12 protein-coding genes and 4 pseudogenes are annotated in these 17,593 nt (G+C 50.7%); 5 read left to right on the top strand and 11 right to left on the bottom strand.

Translation table 11 applies throughout. The features are described 5' to 3' along the window. Positions 1 to 9: 9 nt before the first annotated feature. From HO274_RS01180 to cadR, 4 genes are all read right to left on the bottom strand, one after another. The gene (locus tag HO274_RS01180; RefSeq protein ID WP_031598076.1) at positions 10 to 1,809 is read right to left on the bottom strand and encodes a nickel-dependent hydrogenase large subunit; all 1,800 of its coding nucleotides are present in this window, start codon (positions 1,807 to 1,809) and stop codon (positions 10 to 12) included. A gap of 2 nt (positions 1,810 to 1,811) precedes the next feature. Further along, a complete protein-coding gene (locus HO274_RS01175; RefSeq protein ID WP_031598078.1) occupies positions 1,812 to 2,894 on the bottom strand; it encodes a hydrogenase small subunit in 1,083 nt (360 codons plus the stop codon). Positions 2,895 to 3,299: 405 nt separating this feature from the next. After that, positions 3,300 to 4,349, bottom strand: coding sequence for a DMT family transporter (locus tag HO274_RS01170; protein WP_031597580.1), 1,050 nt, complete (start codon positions 4,347 to 4,349; stop codon positions 3,300 to 3,302). Further along, entirely contained in the window at positions 4,346 to 4,822 is a 477-nt protein-coding gene (gene cadR / locus HO274_RS01165; RefSeq protein WP_051862391.1) for a Cd(II)/Pb(II)-responsive transcriptional regulator, read from the bottom strand. Before cadR ends, HO274_RS01170 begins: the two co-directional genes overlap by 4 nt. A gap of 114 nt (positions 4,823 to 4,936) precedes the next feature. Here cadR and HO274_RS01160 point away from each other — a divergent pair, with 114 nt between their 5' ends. Both HO274_RS01160 and HO274_RS01155 read left to right on the top strand, forming a co-directional pair. Beyond that, on the top strand, positions 4,937 to 5,560 hold the full coding sequence (locus tag HO274_RS01160; RefSeq protein WP_031597584.1) for a cation efflux transmembrane domain-containing protein: 624 nt from the start codon (positions 4,937 to 4,939) through the stop codon (positions 5,558 to 5,560). A 58-nt stretch (positions 5,561 to 5,618) separates the two neighbouring features. Next, positions 5,619 to 6,800 (top strand): annotated as a pseudogene (locus HO274_RS01155) (diguanylate cyclase domain-containing protein); the annotation flags it as partial. A 72-nt stretch (positions 6,801 to 6,872) separates the two neighbouring features. On the opposite strand, the pseudogene HO274_RS01150 reads toward HO274_RS01155, so the two are convergent. Next, positions 6,873 to 7,915, bottom strand: a pseudogene (locus HO274_RS01150) (IS1595 family transposase). Positions 7,916 to 7,986: 71 nt separating this feature from the next. Here HO274_RS01150 and HO274_RS01145 point away from each other — a divergent pair. From HO274_RS01145 to HO274_RS01135, 3 genes are read left to right on the top strand one after another with little or no spacing between them, the layout of a single operon-like run. Then, on the top strand, positions 7,987 to 8,541 hold the full coding sequence (locus HO274_RS01145; protein WP_337954667.1) for a bifunctional diguanylate cyclase/phosphodiesterase: 555 nt from the start codon (positions 7,987 to 7,989) through the stop codon (positions 8,539 to 8,541). Next, entirely contained in the window at positions 8,513 to 8,860 is a 348-nt protein-coding gene (locus HO274_RS01140) for an EAL domain-containing protein (RefSeq protein ID WP_273120704.1), read from the top strand. The genes HO274_RS01145 and HO274_RS01140 overlap by 29 nt, the downstream gene beginning before the upstream one ends. A 38-nt stretch (positions 8,861 to 8,898) precedes the next feature. Further along, complete coding sequence (locus HO274_RS01135; RefSeq protein WP_031597585.1) at positions 8,899 to 10,143, top strand: HD domain-containing phosphohydrolase; 1,245 nt, start codon at positions 8,899 to 8,901, stop codon at positions 10,141 to 10,143. 15 nt (positions 10,144 to 10,158) lie between these two features. Here the strand turns inward: HO274_RS01135 and HO274_RS01130 are convergent, their stop codons facing one another. The 6 genes and pseudogenes from HO274_RS01130 to HO274_RS01110 all read right to left on the bottom strand — a co-directional run. Then, positions 10,159 to 11,106 carry a DNA-methyltransferase gene (locus tag HO274_RS01130; RefSeq protein WP_273120700.1) on the bottom strand — a complete coding sequence of 316 codons (948 nt, stop codon included), beginning with the start codon at positions 11,104 to 11,106 and terminating at the stop codon, positions 10,159 to 10,161. Further along, complete coding sequence (locus HO274_RS01125) at positions 11,039 to 13,084, bottom strand: putative bifunctional diguanylate cyclase/phosphodiesterase (protein WP_062188129.1); 2,046 nt, start codon at positions 13,082 to 13,084, stop codon at positions 11,039 to 11,041. The genes HO274_RS01130 and HO274_RS01125 overlap by 68 nt, the downstream gene beginning before the upstream one ends. A gap of 590 nt (positions 13,085 to 13,674) precedes the next feature. Continuing rightward, entirely contained in the window at positions 13,675 to 14,661 is a 987-nt protein-coding gene (locus tag HO274_RS01120; RefSeq protein ID WP_273120697.1) for an aldo/keto reductase, read from the bottom strand. 60 nt (positions 14,662 to 14,721) lie between these two features. Next, positions 14,722 to 14,844: pseudogene (locus HO274_RS13465) on the bottom strand (CDGSH iron-sulfur domain-containing protein); the annotation flags it as partial. Between the two features lie 18 nt (positions 14,845 to 14,862). Further along, complete coding sequence (yghU, locus tag HO274_RS01115; protein WP_031597590.1) at positions 14,863 to 15,696, bottom strand: glutathione-dependent disulfide-bond oxidoreductase; 834 nt, start codon at positions 15,694 to 15,696, stop codon at positions 14,863 to 14,865. A 482-nt stretch (positions 15,697 to 16,178) separates the two neighbouring features. Next, positions 16,179 to 17,213, bottom strand: a pseudogene (locus HO274_RS01110) (IS1634 family transposase); the annotation flags it as partial. Between the last annotated feature and the right edge of the window lie 380 nt (positions 17,214 to 17,593).

The following is a 17,593-nucleotide window of genomic DNA, read 5'->3' as shown; positions in this document are numbered from 1 at the left end:
TCCTTAACGTTAGCGTACCGTAACCTTGCTCAACTCCTGTCCTTCAGGTGACATGACATGCGTCGAACATGCCAGGCATGGATCAAAACTGTGCAGGGTGCGCAAAATTTCCAGGGGTTGATCAGCTTTAGCCAGGGGCGTGTTCATCAACGCGGCTTCGAATGCACCGATCTGCCCCTTGGGATCACGGGGACTACCGTTCCATGTAGTCGGCACCACGCACTGATAATTCTCGATTTTGGTATCCCTGATCTTTATCCAGTGTCCCAGCGAACCACGGGGCGCTTCAGTAAAACCGACTCCTTTGGCCGCCTTGGGCCACATAGACGGATCCCATTTTTCGACATTGGCTGTTGCTGAATCGCCCGCCTTTAGATTGGCAATCAACTTGTCGAACTGCTCTTCCTGCAATTTTGCGCAGTAGAGCGTCTCGATGCCGCGCGCGGCAGTGCGCCCCAGGGTGGAGAACAGCGCAGTGACCGGCAAATCAAGTTTGTGCAGAACACTGTCTACCGTGTCCTTGATGAACGGATATTGTTCGGGTTGCACATAACCCAGTACCATGCGTGACAATGGTCCGACTTCCATCGCGTTGCCCTTCCATCTTGGCGCCTTGATCCACGAATACTTGGCACTTTCATCGAGTTGTTCTATTTTGGTGCGCGTACCCTTAAAATTGGAGCCTTCGGGATGATAGTTAGGCTCGGTAACACCGTCCCAAGGATGAAGGCCTTTGCTCTCATCCGGATATTTATACCAAGAGTGGGAAACGAACTCCTGTATCTCATCAGGGTTGCGCAGGTCGATCTCATGTACATGAGCAAGATCGCCATTGATGATCGCGCCGCGCGGCAATAACAGGTTCGCGGCCGAGTAGTCGTTTGCCCTGTGAGGAATGTCCCCATAGGACATGATATTTTTTGACGACAACCCGCCGCCGAAGGTCCAGTCCTTGTAATAAGACGCAATTGCCAACAGGTCTGGAATATAAACTTTTTCAACGAAATCGCGCGTGCGGTCTATGATACCCTTGACCAAATTCAAGCGTTCCATATTGACCGCACCCACCGCTCCAACACCGTTCATGTTGATGGCACAGGGTACACCACCCACCAGCCAGTTGGGATGAGGGTTTTTGCCGCCGAAGACGGTGTGAACCTTGACGATATCCTTCTGAAAATCCAGCGCTTCCAGATAATGTGTGACTGCCATCAGATTAGCCTCAGGCGGTAACTTGTAGGCAGGACTCCCCCAGTAGCCATTGCTGAATGGGCCAAGTTGCCCGGATTCGACAAATTTCTTCAAGCGATTCTGCACATCGCGAAAATAGCCGGGCGATGACATTGGCCAATCAGAAATGCTTTGCGCCAGTTCTGAAGTCTTTTTTGGATCGGCTTTTAATGCAGACACCACGTCCACCCAATCCAGCGCATGCAAATGGTAGAAATGCACCAGATGATCATGTACATACAGATTCAACTGCATGATGTTACGGATGGTGTTGGCATTCTCTGGAATCTGGATGGACAGTGCATCCTCCACCGCACGCACTGAAGTCAGTGCGTGCGTGCCGGTGCAAACACCACAGATACGCTCAGTAAAAGCCCAGGCATCACGGGGGTCACGGCCCTTGAGAATCACTTCCAGACCGCGCCACATGGTGCCAGTGGATACGGCATTGCGGATCACATTTTCACTGTCGAGATTAACCTCAACTCGGAGGTGACCCTCAATGCGACAAACCGGGTCAACCACCACGCGCTTACCACTGTTGTCGAGCTTGAAGCCTTGTGTTTCATACGCTGTCATGATTAGTTACCCTCCTTGTTCTGATCCTTATGCGAACTGCGTGCGCGACTCAGCGCACTGGCTGCGGCATGGGCCGCGACAGCGACACCCACAACACCTGCGACCGTGCCACCCACTTGGTCAGCATTGGCCTCGATGCCGAACTGGTTGATGCCAGTGACACGGTTATAGAACCCTCCCTTATCCCAGAAACCGTCTTCAGAACAGCCAATGCAGCCGTGCCCGGACTGGATGGGGAAAGACACCCCATCGTTCCAGCGTACTGTGGAACAGGCGTTGTAAGTAGTTGGCCCTTTGCAACCCATCTTGTACAGACAGTAGCCTTTGCGTGCAGCGTCATCATCCCATTGCTCGACAAACTGTCCGGCGTCAAAGTGAGCTCGACGATAACACTTGTCATGGATACGCTGACCATAAAACATCTTGGGACGGCCCTGACGATCAAGTTCCGGAATGCGATCAAAGGTCAGCATGTAAGTAATTACCGCGGTCATTACTTCTGCGATAGGAGGGCATCCAGGCACCTTTATGATGGGCTTGTCGGTAATGACTTTATGCACTGGAGTAGCCCGCGTCGGATTCGGCTTGGCCGCCTGTACGCAACCCCACGAAGCGCAAGACCCCCAGGAAATAATCGCTTTGGCATCTGCAGATGTTTCCTTTAGCACTTCAACGAATGGACGCCCCCCTTGGATACAATACATGCCATCCTCATTAAGTGGTGGGTTGCCTTCTACCGCCAAGATAAAATTACCTTTATACTTTTTTCTGACATCGGCAATGATTTCCTCAGCCTGATAACCTGCTGCCGCCATCAAAGTATCGTCATAATCCAGGGAAATCATGGAAAGCACGACATCCTTGGTCAGCGGGTGTGCCGAACGAATGAAAGATTCAGAACAACAGGTACATTCCAATCCATGCAGCCAAATCACCGGGGTGCGCGGCTTGGTTTCCATCGCATGGGCAATCTTTGGCACAAAACCCGGTGCAAGCCCCAACGAAGCGGCGGTCAAACTGCAAAATTTCATAAAACTACGGCGTGTAATCCCTTGCCGTTTCATCACTTCATAAAAAGTTTCAATTTCCATTGTTATTCCCCCCTTGTCGCTTTTTATAACGTAAAGCCTTAAGCCGTTTTACATTCAACCAGCCAAATTTTTTATTTGATAATTTATCTGGCTTATCAACGGTTACTCGGGCATATAAAAGCAATTCTTGTACCATGCATGAAATATAAGTATTTACCAATATTAATCAGCATGTTATATCTTAACTTGGGGAATATGGATCTGTAAAAGCGTGAAAACCAAAAACGTGTAATTAGGTTAGAAGTGGCAAGTTAGTTGCCAGTACGAGTGATCCTTGAACGATCATATTCGATGCCTTCACGACGACTTCGTTTGCTACTGGCTGGAGTGATATTTACCAAGAGTGGGATTCGTACTTGGCGAAAGACAGGGCCATTGCACGGCGCATGTTTAGAGAGGCTAATGCCGATGTCGGTGATGCGCATCCGGAAAGTGCAGGTGAACGTGTGTCAGTGGTTCATGGCGATGCAGATGGCGGTGTTTGGTACCAGGGGCCACCGGATAATCGTGTACATGCTGGTGATGTTCATCATGAATATGCGCATGGTCGTGTTCCATCTCTTCGTGCGTGTGTCGGTGTTCATGACGCTCGGTCAGATGCAGCCAGGTACCCAGTGCCATCAGTGCTCCAGCCATGAGTAAAGGCGTCGTTATCGATTCACCAAGTAGTACAATGGAGAGCAATGCCCCGAAGAAAGGCGCAACGGAGAAATACGCACCGGTACGTGCAGTACCAAGTTGGCGCAGACTGATAACAAACAAGGTGAGGCTCATGCCATAACTGGCGAATCCCAATAGCATTGCAGAGACCACGATCCCAATGCCAGGCAAGAGAGCATGAGTTGTTGTCAGGAGTGCCAGCACGAGATTGGTCATGCCTGCCACCAATCCCTTGGTCATTGCAATAAATGATGCGTCAGATAGGGACACTTTACGAGTGAGATTGTTATCGATGGCCCAGGCAAGGCAGGCGCCCAATACGGCCAGTGAGGGCCATGCCTCCGAAAAATGCATCTCCTGCGGAAAACTCAAGACCATAGTTCCAGCAACGATGGCAATCATGCCCAACGCGATGCGGCGATCGAAATTTTCTTTGAATACAAACCAGGCCATCAGTGTCGTAAATATTCCCTCTGCATTCAACAGAAGTGATGCACCCGACCCCGGCATCGCAGAAAGACCAAGCATCAACAATACAGGCCCAATCATTCCGCCGGCCACAATCGCTGCTACCAGCCATTGCCAGTCTCCACTTTCGAAATGTGCTGCTGGCATACGACGAAAACGACGCACGATCCATAATCCGATGCCCGATCCGAGATAGAGCAACGCAGCCAATGGCCAAGGACTCATGTAACCCAGGAGCAATTTAGCCAGAGGGGTGCTCACACCAAACAGGATTGCTGCCGCTAGCGCCGCGACAACGCCACTGTGCATACCAATATTCATTCTTTATGTCTTTTGTCAGAGGGGGGATCAGGTGTAGTGGCACTTGGCGCATTCCGATGGCAGGCACAGGTCTCTCCCTGCGCTGCAGCGACCAACTCATGGAGAATGCCGCATTCACTTGCGCTATGGTTGGTATCACAACTATTTCGCAAGGCAGTCAGTTGTTGCTCCAACGCTCGCATACTTTTCAGCCGCGCCCGAACTCTTGACAGTTGTGTGCTGATTAGTTGGTCAATGCCACCGCAGTCTGCGGCAGGGTTCTCCACGAATTCCAGCAGCCGTTTAATATCCGCCAACGGCATGTCCAGTGCTCGACAATGGCGGATGAAGGAAAGCCGTTCAAGGTGCTCCGGCCCATACGCACGGTATCCGTTACTGCTCCGTTCCGGATTTTTCAGTAAACCCGTTTTTTCATAGTAGCGGATCGTCTCGATATCGACGCCGGTAGATTGCCCCAATTCGCCGATACGCATGGCGGATTTCATAAGATTCCCCCTGACAGATAGAATTTCTTATTCTACACGCTTGACCTTGGAGCAACTACAGGGTGTGTAATGTTCGGAAAATCACTCTTAAGGAGAGGAAAAATGTCAGCGAGTTGCTGCAATTCTGCTTGTGCACCGCAAACCACACTTAGTCCAGGCTACCGCAAAGCACTGTGGATTGCGTTGATCGTCAATGTCATAATGTTCGCCATCGAAATTGGCGGTGGCCTGAAATCAGGCTCTGTCTCACTCTTTGCTGATGCCGTGGACTTTGCTGGCGATGCCGCAAATTATGGAATTTCTCTGGCGGTTTTATCCATGGGGCTGGCATGGAAATCACGCGCCGCTTTGATGAAAGGCGCATCGATGGTAGCGTTCGGGCTCTTCATTCTCGGTAAAACGGGCTGGGCCGCCTTCTGCGGTCTACCTCCGGAGCCATCCATCATGGGGGCGATCGCCGTGTTGGCACTCATTGCTAATGGAGGTGTCGCACTGATGCTTTATGCTTTTCGAAAGGGTGATGCCAATATGCGCTCGGTGTGGTTGTGCAGCCGCAACGATGCCATCGGAAATATCGCTGTGATGGCAGCGGCAGCCGGTGTGCTTGGTACTGGAACCGCTTGGCCGGATCTCGCCGTCGCCCTGCTCATGGGCGGGTTGGCATTGTTTTCCGGGATTTCCGTAATAGGCCATGCTCGTCTGGAACTTCTGGAAGAAGCCGTATAACAAATGGACTAGCCTAGGCGATTGTCCGGATGATTGAAAGAAACTACACTAAGGGATTATGGCGCACTCGCTTGCTTTAGTTCGAGGTACAGGCATGTCTGAACAGGATGCCAATAAGGAACGTCTGGAACTTGCCCTGGAAGCCGCCGGTCTGGATCTTTGGGAAAACGATCTGGTTACCGGTGAAGTAATCTGCAAGACGAGCAAAGTCTTCACTGAACTCGGTTATGGCGAAGAAGAATCACTCTCCTTCATGGACGATGTTTTTAAAATCGTCCATCCCGAAGATATTCCTCTGATTAAAACCGCGATCAATAATCATTTAAGGGGTATTGCAACGCAATACCGTTGTGAATTCAGGGTTCTTTCCAAGAGCGGTGCATGGGTCTGGTATGCCAACTACGGCAAAATCATGGATCGCGATGAAAATAACAGTGGCAGACGTTTTATCGGCGTAACATTTAATATCGATGACAGAAAGCGCAATGAGGAAATGCTTGCTGTTCGTGGGCAGGTATGGAGAACATTGGTGGAAAACTCCCCCGATACCATCGCTCGCTACGATCGTGAGTGCCGTCGTATATATGTCAATCTGGCGTTATCCACACTGACAGAGGGTGGCGAAAAATTTTTGCTGGGAAAGAAACCTTCTGAATTTCCTGGAGGCCAGGATTACGTTGATTATGAAGCAAAGATTCAGGAGGTATTTGAAACGGGTCGAGACATTGAGTTCGAATTGAATATAAAAAGTCGTACTGGAAAGGAACTCTGTAATCATATCCGACTGACGGCAGAGCATGATTCATCCGGCTCAATTGTTACGGTCATGGGAGTGGGACGCGATATCTCCGAGTTGAATATACAACGCCAGAAGATTAATGAAATGGCGTTCTACGATTCCCTGACTGGCCTGCCGAATCGTCGGCTTCTTATCGACCGACTACAGCATACACTGGCCTCCAGCACGCGTAGTATCCTGCATAATGCTTTGATTTTCATTGACCTGGATAATTTCAAAACTCTGAACGATACGCTGGGTCATGATATCGGTGACTTATTGTTGAAACAAACTGCTCAACGACTCACCGCATGTATGCGGCAGGAAGATACCGTCGCTCGGATGGGAGGCGATGAGTTTGTGATTATTCTGGAAAATTTAAGCAATCATATACAAGAGGCCGAATTTCAGGTTGAGACCATTAATAAGAAAATTCTGACCATTCTCAATCAGCCTTACCAACTCGCCAATCATAATCGCCATATCACACCAAGCATTGGCATTGTCATATTCTCTGGGAATCAATTTTCTTGCCTATCCGGTTGTTTCCCCGCCACGTTCATTAGCACCAGGATGAGTCCAAACACCGGAATAAAGTTCGGCGTATGTAGGAGCAGCAACCTCTCTGGCGATGCCCATCAGGGAGCGGAAAGCGTTGAACGGGTAGAAGCGCCGGTTGAACCGAAACGTGAATTCATTGAGGTACGCTTGTAAATGCTGATCACTTACCCCGTGGTGAATGCCGTTAATCCAGGACTTCAAGTTAGCGAAGGCGGTGTGGATCATCGGAAGGAACTCATCGGCAACCTGCGGGTCGCCGCGCTCGGCGACGTGCATGTGCTTGTACCCTCTGTTGGGGAGATCGTAATAGCTTTTCCAGTCATCGGTAACAATAAGCGTGCCCGGCATAACCGACCTTTCGACGAAGCCGCAAAGCGACTTGGTGGTGCGGTCCGGCACGACAGCGAGCCGTATTCGCCCCGCGTACCTGCCGTTCTTCCGCTTGTCGAGTTTGCCGCCCGGCTTGCGCTGATGCACCTCAACAGCACAAGCGACAAGGCTCATGTCGTGGACGCCACTGCCTTTGCCGCGCGTCCTGCCGCCGACATAGGTCTCGCGTCGACCTCTACGTGTTTCATGGGCCTTGCCGCCGATCCTGTCCTGGTCGGGGCGCACCATGCCTGCCCGGAGCTTGTGGAGAATCTGGAATGCCGTCTCATACCTGGGCACAGTCCAAGTTGCCGCTGGAACTGCACGGCAGACATGCCGGGCGTCTGGCTGGTAACCAGATAGGCAGCCCAGAACCAGATGTTAAGCGGCGTATGCGACCCCTCCATCACGGTTCCGGCTTTCAAGCCGGTATCCCTGCGACACTCGCGGCACCGAAACACGTTTGGACGGTTCGCAAACCGAAGTGGCTCACCGCCTGCCTCGCAATGCGGGCAAACAAAACCGTCCGGCCAACGCAACTTCTCCAGGTAAGCAGCACACGCCCCAACATCTGGAAAAAGCCGCTGGAATTCCGGCAGCGAGTGCGGGAACGGCAGATCGTCACGTTGATGGATGTCCATTGTCATGGGTAAAAATCATAGCATCATCCAGCGTGGGAAACAACCGGATAGGCAAGCAATTTTCTATTGATGAACTGATGAAACGTGCTGATATCGCCATGTATCAGGCTAAAAAAGCTGGCCGTAACACTATTCGGTTTTTTGATCTTGATATGCAGACTGCTATCGAGAACCGATCTTCCCTGGAAGAGTCGATAAAACACGCATTGTCTCGACAACAGTTTGAACTTTATTATCAGCCACAAGTAAATAGTACCGGCAGGATTGTTGGTGCCGAAGTATTGCTTCGCTGGCAGCATCCCATTCATGGAATGATTCTTCCTGATGATTTTATTCCCATTGCAGAGGAAACCGGCTTGATTATTCCGATCGGTTTGCAAGTCATGAAATCTGTCTGTCGTCAACTTAAAATATGGGGTAACGGACCATTAAAAGATAATTTACATCTGTCTGTCAACATCAGTGCCTGCCAATTTCAACAGGAAGACTTTGTCAAAAAGATAATCAATGTGTTTGAGTCCGTCGATATCAATCCAGCACGCATTACGCTGGAAATCACTGAAAGCATGGTGCTGGGCAACATCTCTGAGACAATCAAAAAAAATGCAGGCGCTCAAGAAAAAAGGCATTAAATTCGCAATGGATGACTTTGGCACAGGACATTCATCTTTATCCAGTCTTAAAAAACTACCTCTTGACCAAATTAAAATTGATCAGAGTTTTATTCATGACATACCCGAAAATAACGATGCGGCCGTTATTGTACAAACCATCATCGCCATGGGGAATAACCTTGGCATGGAAGTGATTGCGGAAGGAGTGGAAACAACTGCACAAAAGGACTTTCTTATACAACATCAATGTGTTAATTTCCAGGGTTATCTCTTCGGAAACCCGATGCCTGTGAACGAGTTTGAGCGTGTCTTCAAAGAGCAAGACTTTAAGTGGTAGAATCAGATGAATCTTTTCCTCTTTGAAATGGAAAGCAAATGTCTACGTTTGACATTAATCTGCACGAAACCCTCTATTCCTTGTCGAACGCACTGGATTTGGTCGGTATCACCCATATCCGGCACGGCAAACGCGTAGCATTCATCGCCGCTGAGTGTGGCAAATATCTCCACTGGCCTGGACAATGCATGGATGACTTGTTCGAAGCGGCCATATTGCACGATATCGGGGTAGCGAAAACGGTTGTTCACTCCCGGCTTTCTCAGTTCGAATGGGAAGAGGAAAGCGAACACTGCAAGATTGGTGCTTCCCTGTTGCAGTCCAGCCCCCTGCTGGAGAAAATCGCCCCGATGGTGCGCCATCATCATACCCATTGGTCTGAACTAAAAGACATGGCATTACCCATGGAAACCAAGCAGATCGCCAACTGCATTTATTTGGCAGATCGAGTGGATATGTTGTCCCTCTCTTCCCAGATCGACAACCCCAATCTATTACTTTTCAAGGACGAAATTCGGGAGAAAATTCAGGGAAAACAGGGCGACTTTTTTTGTGAAGAATTAGTTGAGGCCTTCCTGTCAATCTCCCGATCCGAAGCTTTCTGGTTCTCTCTGGAGAACGAACATGTGGACGGATATTCGAACACATGGTTATCTGAAACTTCCGTTCAGAAAATTGATTTTCAGGATCTCCGCAGCATCATGCTTATCTTTTCCTATGTCGTCGATGCCAAGAGTCCCTTCACAAAAGCGCATTCTGATGGCGTGGCCAGATTGGCAAAATTTATCGGAAGTCTATGGAATCTACCGCAAGAACGCTGCGAAATGCTCGAATTGGCAGGATTGCTGCATGACATTGGCAAACTGAGGCTGCCGGATGCGTTATTGGAAAAACCAGGCAAACTCACCCTGGAAGAGCGCGCTCAAATCAAAAGACATAGTTTTGACACCTACAATATCCTTAAAAACATCAAGGGGATGGAAAAAATCAGCGAATGGGCCGCGCAACACCATGAACGCATGGATGGTTCGGGTTACCCCTATCATCTGGACCAAAGCACACTTTCTCTGGAGGCGCGCATCGTGGCAGTGGCCGATGTGTTCCAGGCACTGGCGCAGAAGCGACCTTATCGTGATCCGCTCAGTCCGGACGAGATCATGAAAATATTGAAGGAGCAGGTCGATGATGAAAAATTGGATCGAGAGGTGGTGCACTCTGTCGATTGCCAGTTGCAGGCGTGCTGGGAAGTCGCTATTTCGGCACAGCAAGCTCGTGTCGAATAGGCAAACCCGCAACGATCACCAAAACTTCTTCTGGATGGCCTCATCGAAAGCCGGCTTTTCTTGTTCAATGTCCATACCCGTCTTCAGGAATGCGTCAACCCGCTTGCGAGACAGTGAAACCGCTATCTCGGAGGTGTCGCACCCCACGAAATGAGAGCCCTGTCTCAATGCTGCGATGGCAGAACTTCCGGACCCCACAAAGGGATCGCACACTACAAAATCCGTATCGCTTTTTGCTTTGCTTGAAGCAACCATGGCTTCAAAAAGTTCAACCGGCTTTTGCGTCGGATAGGAAGCCCGGTAAAGTCTTTTGATTTTCCATATATCGGGTATATCCCGCCGGGTGACCGGGCGCTTTCCCTTGGATGCAAACAGTATGAATTCGGTTTGTCTACGAAAATAATGCCCCATCCCGATGTTCACTTTATCCCAGGTGATGATGTTTTTGACATTAAAGAAGTCCCTGACCATGGCCCCGAGGGACAGCATCGAAAACGAATCGAACATCAGAAACAGATGCCGGTCATTTTTCAGTACTCGCTTGCATTCTGATAAAAACTGACCATAATTTTCCGGGGTGTCATGAAATTCTTCAAACCACCGGTTTTCCCCTTTTTCCTGATAGTTGCCAACAATCCGCCCCCTTCCCAACAATAAATGCTGGTTCATTCCGCTGTAAGCCGGATCAGTGATAATCAAGTCGATGCTTTCCGCAGGCAATGTTCTCAAAAACATCAAAACGTCCTGCTGTGTGATGTTGGCTTTCGGTACCGACCTGACCTCGAGCGTTGGCTCGTGAGTTTTTTCGGCGAGGGAATTCCGACTTTCCTGGTTAAGTGCGGGGTTGAACGGGAGACCATGGTCTAACAGTGAATCCAAACTCATGCGGATGCTCCTACCTTTTTGGTTTTGCCTCTTTTGTGGCTTGTTGACTTGCGCACCGGATGAAGGACGATAGATCATCCTTGCTGAGCACGGGGCGAAACCTCCATGAGAGCGGAACCTGCCAACTGGCGGCCCAATGGACAATTTTGTCGACGGGCATGGGGCGTGCGATGGCATACCCCTGAGCCCCTTCACACCCCAGATCCAGCAACATCTCTCCGTGAGCCAGTGTTTCTACGCCCTCCGCAATAACCTTTCTCTGAAAAGCTTCGGCCAGACCCAGCACGCCCACCAAAATTGCCAGATCTTCCGGATCCTCCAACATGCCGCGTACAAAACTCTGATCAATTTTCAGAGTATGTACTGGCAAACGTTTGAGATAGGAAAGTGAAGAATAGCCGGTTCCAAAGTCATCGATCGAAAATTGAACCCCCAGGCTTATACAGTCGTGAATGACTTTGGAAACCAGAGAAATATCCTCCAGCGCACTGGTTTCCAGAACTTCCAGTTCCAGGTATCGAGCCACACCCTTTTGACGACGCGCCAAGGTGTCTCGCAGTTGCTGGGTAAATCCCCGTGCTTGAAGTTGCTGACCACAGACATTCACGCTGACGATAAAGGGTGACCCTTGGGTCATCCAGTCTTCGATTTGGTTCAGCGCCGTATCCAGGACCCAGTTTCCCAGAGATAGGGCCAAGGGGTGATTCTCGACCATGGGCAGAAACTGGGCGGGCAACAACAGTCCCCTGTGAGGGTGCTGCCAACGAATCAATGCTTCAAACCCAAGAATAGCACCAGTCCGAAGGTTGACCTTGGGTTGGTAATAAAGGACAAACTCCCGGCGCTCCAAACCCAGTCGAATATGTTCCAGATTTTCAAGATGATCCCGAACCTCATGATCGTGGACCATATCGAAGACGTGATAACAATTCTTGCCCGCCTGTTTGGCCTGATACAAGGCCTGATCGGCCTGGCGAAACAATTGATCCGGGGTAATCTCCTCATTTTGGGGGTATAAAGTTACCCCCAGACTGGCAGACAGAGTCAGGGTACGTCCTTTATCGAGGGGAATGACCTCCCCCGCTGCCGTCAAAAAACTCGCCAACCACGGGATGCAGGTATCGAAGTCGGGAATATCACGAATCACCACGATGAATTCATCACCCCCCAAACGCGACACGATATCTTGACCTCTCACGATGCGTTGGATCCTTTCCGCCATGATGATCAGGACGCGATCACCCACTTCATGACCGTAGGTATCGTTGATGACTTTGAACCCATCCAGATCCAGATAGATGATGGCCAGGAAATTCCGGGAACACTCCGACAGATTGATTATTTCCTGTACTTTTTCGGTCAAAAGGACGCGATTTGGCAACCCGGTCAGGGCATCGAAACGTGCCAGATGTTCCATGCGTCGCCTTTGTTCCCGATAGGCTTCTTCCATTTTTTGATGCTCATCCAGTTTTCGCATCAAGTTCAGAGTATTGGAGGAAAGTGCGGAGTATAGCGACAGGATGATATCAATCAGGGTTCGTGTCACGCCCTTCATCTGCCGATGGGCCTGAGCCTGGGCCTCTTCTAAAGCAAATCCCTCCTGCATGGCCAGGACGGTGTAGGCCATGCAGCGATCTTTTTCGAGTATATGAGAGGCGAGCCAGCGGGTCAGAAATTCCAGAGCATCGTGGGCCACCTGGTCGGAAGATGCATTCTTTCGGGCTTCCTTGAGTGCAGTCAACGTCTGTATGAAATGTTCATGGACCGCCAGATGCTCTGCCATCGAATGATCTTCAGCAAAAAATTTTGCCCAGATCGCTTCCTCGCTTTTAAAATGATAGATCGTATAATCGGTCAGCGCATCAAACACTTTTTCCAGTGAAATGATTTCAGACCGAAAGGCCACATGGCTGGCCAACGTATTGAGCAGAGAGACCAAAACACGGTGCTGGTCATCAATCTGTATCAGACCGGTTTCAAAATTATCATCCCACGGAAAGATGTCGATCGAATTCTTGAGCGGATAGAGAGATTGGCTGGCAGGTTCTGTCAACATTCGTAAGGGACTCCTTATTTCGGCAAAAAACCGGTCATAGGCAAGCCGCCCGAACTACGGTGATCTCCAGCGGAGAGCATCAGCGGGTCTGATCATAAAAACCCTTCAGGAGCGTCCACCTACACCACACCTCTGGTGAAGGGGACCACGGCAGTGGAGAATAGTTCCCGAATTTATTCAACAATCATGCAAACACATTTCTCTGGCGCAAAGGATCAGAAAAATCCACCAATATGCCCAGCAAACCTGAATCAAAAAATTACCGCGTCGGCTTAATCGCGCCGCGTACTATGCCCTGTCTGCCGCCACCCTGGCCAAAACCCGCCAGGTCAGCGCACAGCATAAACTACTGTCTTGATTTCAGGGTCCACTATAACCTTGGGCGCGCCTGAAACTCGGCTTATAAATGGCAAGAATAAAAGCGATGATGAGCATTAGAATGTTGACCCTGAATCCGTGTTCGTTATAGAAAAACTTTCACCCGAGACCAAATCGACATGAATTTGAGGGCATGTTCGATCATTCCGGCGTCTTTCAGGAAACTATTTCACTCTTGGGAACTCAACCCGATCTGAATCTGCCGCGCTTCGCTAGCGATTTACCGCCAGCATTTGTGGTGCAGCATAGCGTGTTCCGGCAGCAGCTCCGAGAGGCATGATTGCATCAAGGCGGTTCAGGTCATCGGTGGTCAGCGAAATATCGAGCGCGGCGATATTTTCTTCAAGCAAGTTGATATGTTTGGTTCCGGGAATCGGAATCAGATCCTTTCCTTGTGCCAGCACCCAGGCGAGCGCCAACTGAGCGGCGGTGCAGTGTTTTTCCGCAGCGAGTTCCCCGACTTGTTTCACCAGCGCCAAGTTCTTCTGAAAGTTTTCCCCCTGGAATCGTGGCGAGTGGCGCCGATAATCGTCGGGAGCGAGGTCATCTATGCTCTTGATGCGACCGCTCAAAAATCCCCGCCCTAAAGGGCTATAGGGCACGAATCCAATCCCCAACTCTCGAACGGTCGAAAGTATTTCCTCCTCAGGATCCCGGCTCCATAACGAATATTCCGTCTGCAACGCGGAGATGGGATGAACGGCATGTGCGAGCCTGATGCTTTGCGCGCCGGCCTCGGATAGCCCGAGGTAGCGCACCTTGCCCTGATGCACGAGATCAGACATCGCACCTACAGTTTCCTCAATCGGCACATTGGGATCTACCCGGTGCTGGTAGTAGAGATCGATGGCTTCAATACCGAGACGTTTGAGGCTTGCTTCGCAGCACTGCTTCACATATTCCGGCTTTCCATTAACCCCGAGAAACTGACCTTCGCTACCGCGCATATTGCCAAACTTGGTGGCAATCACGAATTGGTTGCGTCTGCCACGAACCGCCTTTCCGACCAATTCTTCGTTACTGCCGACCCCATACATGTCTGCAGTGTCGAGAAAGCTCACCCCAAGTTGGAGTGCGCGGTCAATGGTGGCGAATGCAGCCACTTCGGAACGACCGCTGTAGAATTCCGACATCCCCATGCAACCCAGTCCCAGCGCGGACACGATAAGACCCTGGCTGCCCAGTTTTCTTTGTTCCATTTGTCACTCCTTTCGAACGCGGTCAGTCATGAATAATCCTGGCGTACATGCTTAGAATTTCTGATGTGTTCCGTCGCAAAATGGTTGCGCGGCACTCTTGCCACAACTGCAGTGCAAATAATAGTTCTTGCCTGCTTCAACTTCAACTACATCCGAGATATCCCTTCTCTGGTCTATGAAAATTTGTCATGGAAATTCTGGTTAGATAAAATCTGAAGAAGCATGACGCTCCGGGAGTTGCTCCGGCCCCCAGGTTCGGTTGACCAGGCACCCCCGCTTTACCGCAGGCCGTGCTGCAATTTCCTGAGCCCATCGAACCACGTTCCGGTATTCATGGACCTGAAGGAATTCTGCTGCGCCGTAGAGTTCCCCGAGCACGAGTTGCCCATACCAAGGCCATATCGCAATGTCGGCAATCGTGTATTCATTACCGGAGACATAACGATTTCCGGCCAGTTGCCTGTCCAGCACATCCAGTTGACGTTTCGATTCCATCGCATAGCGGTCGATTGCGTATTCGATCTTTTCCGGTGCATAGGCATAGAAATGTCCAAAGCCGCCTCCCAGAAAAGGAGCGCTTCCCATCTGCCAGAATAGCCATGACAGGCATTCGGCTCGGCCCGACGGATCCGATGGCATGAGCGATCCGAACTTTTCCGCGAGATGAAGCAGGATCGCACCAGACTCGAAAATACGGATCGGATTGGGACCGCTCCGGTCCAGGAGAGCTGGTACCTTTGAATTGGGGTTGATCTCGACAAAGCCGTTTCCGAACTGATCACCATCGTTGATGCGGATGGGCCATGCATCGTACTCTGCCCCCTGATGCCCGAGTACAACCAGTTCTTCGAGCATCACCGTCACCTTCACGCCATTTGGCGTGGCCAAGGAATAAAGCTGCAGCGGGTGCTTGCCCATCGGAAGTGCCTTTTCGTGCGTCGCTCCGGCAGTCGGGCGGTTGATGGATGCAAAGCGCCCGCCATTTCCGGGTTTCCATGTCCATACCTTGGGTGGCGTGTAGGACTTGCCGTTCATTCTCCGTTCTCCTTTATCATTTCGTTTTACCCGCGGGCCATCGCTCAGAAATTTGGGAAACCTTCTCAAATGGTTATCGCAGGAGGTTGATATATTGTACATCCGCACGTTTCTCCGGGTAACCTTGCGGTACACCAGATTTAACTATAATCTCCTGAAAATAATAGAGTCCGACATTCTGTAAAATTTACAGGAATAGAGGACGAAGATGGAAAGGATATCAAAAAGGATCAGTTTGGGGTTTTGGATTGTTTTTTGATCAGAATGGGGGTTGGTAGTGTCCACAGGCCAATAAAAATACGCACCCCCTTCAATCTCTGCTTTTTGGATTGACTTCCACATCCATAGGGCCAGTTCAATGCTGTGCATTAAATTTCCACAATCATAATTGTGGTGAGCGTTCATGGATGACGGGCCTCCCGAGTTCGACACTTTTTTGCGTAACCGATTGTATTTGAACGATGTGCATGTTCAAAATGGCACTACAACGCGATTTTTGAGGGTTTTGGCAGATTGACCGTGTCGAATAGATCCTTTTGTTCCGGCGTCAGGGTAGTGAGCCCCTTGGCTGATTGTTTGCGATGGAGTGTGACCTGGTGATGCTGGATTCTGCGTACCACTTCCAGCATCCGGTTCGGGGAATAGGGGCTGTTCTTGGCCTTGAGGCGCATTCGGAGTACCCGGTACAACACCAGAGCCAGAAAGCAGATCATGGCGTAAGCGCGAATGCGATTGGGCAGACGATGAAACATGGGATCGATTTCGATCTCGCTCTTCAGGACCCGGAATCCCCGCTCAATATCGGCCAGAGATTTGTATCGACTGACGATTTCTTCAGGGCTATAGTCAGGCATGTTGGTGACCAGAAGCAGTTTCCCGTCGATCATTCGGGCTCGCTTGAGGGCCTTCTCATCCAGGTCGTACTCGAAGTCCTTACTGTTGAGAGCCACCTTGAGGATATGGCCCAAATGGGCATCGGTGACGGCCTTGTAGAAGCGTGCCGTGACGCCAGCGTCCGAGAGTTTTCTCCCGCGATAGGAGCGCCCGGTTTCCTGCTCCACCAGTTTTCCCGCCCACCGTTCAGCGTCTTGCTCCAGAGCCTCTATGCGTTTGTCCCTCGATTCCGACTGGGTCGCGGCTGCTTCGGGGTCATGGGCCACAATCAAGCGCTGCCCTTGCCAAACGAGTTCACCCACGACTTCGTGTGTGGCTCCGACACAATGCTGGGCATGATGTTCTTCAAGCAAAGTATCGAATTCCCCATAACGGCGGGCCGGAACCGCCAGTATGAATTCCAGGGGGCGATTGCCCACCGTCATTTTTTGCAGGGACTCCAGATTATCCAGAGACAGCAAGCCGCGGTCCGCCACCACGACTACACGCTCGATGGGATAGCGTTTCAGAATCTTGGTGAGAGTGGGAATCAACGTGGTGGTTTCCGCCACATTACCAGCAAACACCTCATGGTGAATTGGCAATCCATCCGCCGTTTGTACCACCCCCAGCATGACTTGTCGTTCCACAAAAGGGTCCAATGCATTTCGCCATCTTCGAAATCGAACTTCCGGAACTCTCCAATGAGGCCGCAGCAGCACTGGCCGATGTTCTGGTGTAGTTATATATCACCGCGTTGAATCAGCCTACTACGCCCAGATCCTGAGCCATCATGCCGACCGGATCCTTCCCCCGGAAAAACCCGATTTGGGCTGTTTCCATCACGGTACCAAAGAACTGTCCTGAACCTCGCCATCCTCGTCCGGGCAGCCTCTCTGGTCAGCCCTGACCTCCCTTCCTCGGGGCCGGGAATAAAACCCCCCTCCCCCGGAAAACCCTCAAACAATTTGCACCAACCAGCACTGCACAACCGCTGCGGTCAGTCACTCCACCGCAATTCCTC

This window comes from Ferrovum myxofaciens (assembly GCF_013181415.1).
GTDB classification, from domain to species: Bacteria; Pseudomonadota; Gammaproteobacteria; order Burkholderiales; family Ferrovaceae; genus Ferrovum; species Ferrovum myxofaciens.
Note: the sequence above shows the minus strand (reverse complement) of the source record. Positions and strands in the feature narration are given on the sequence as shown.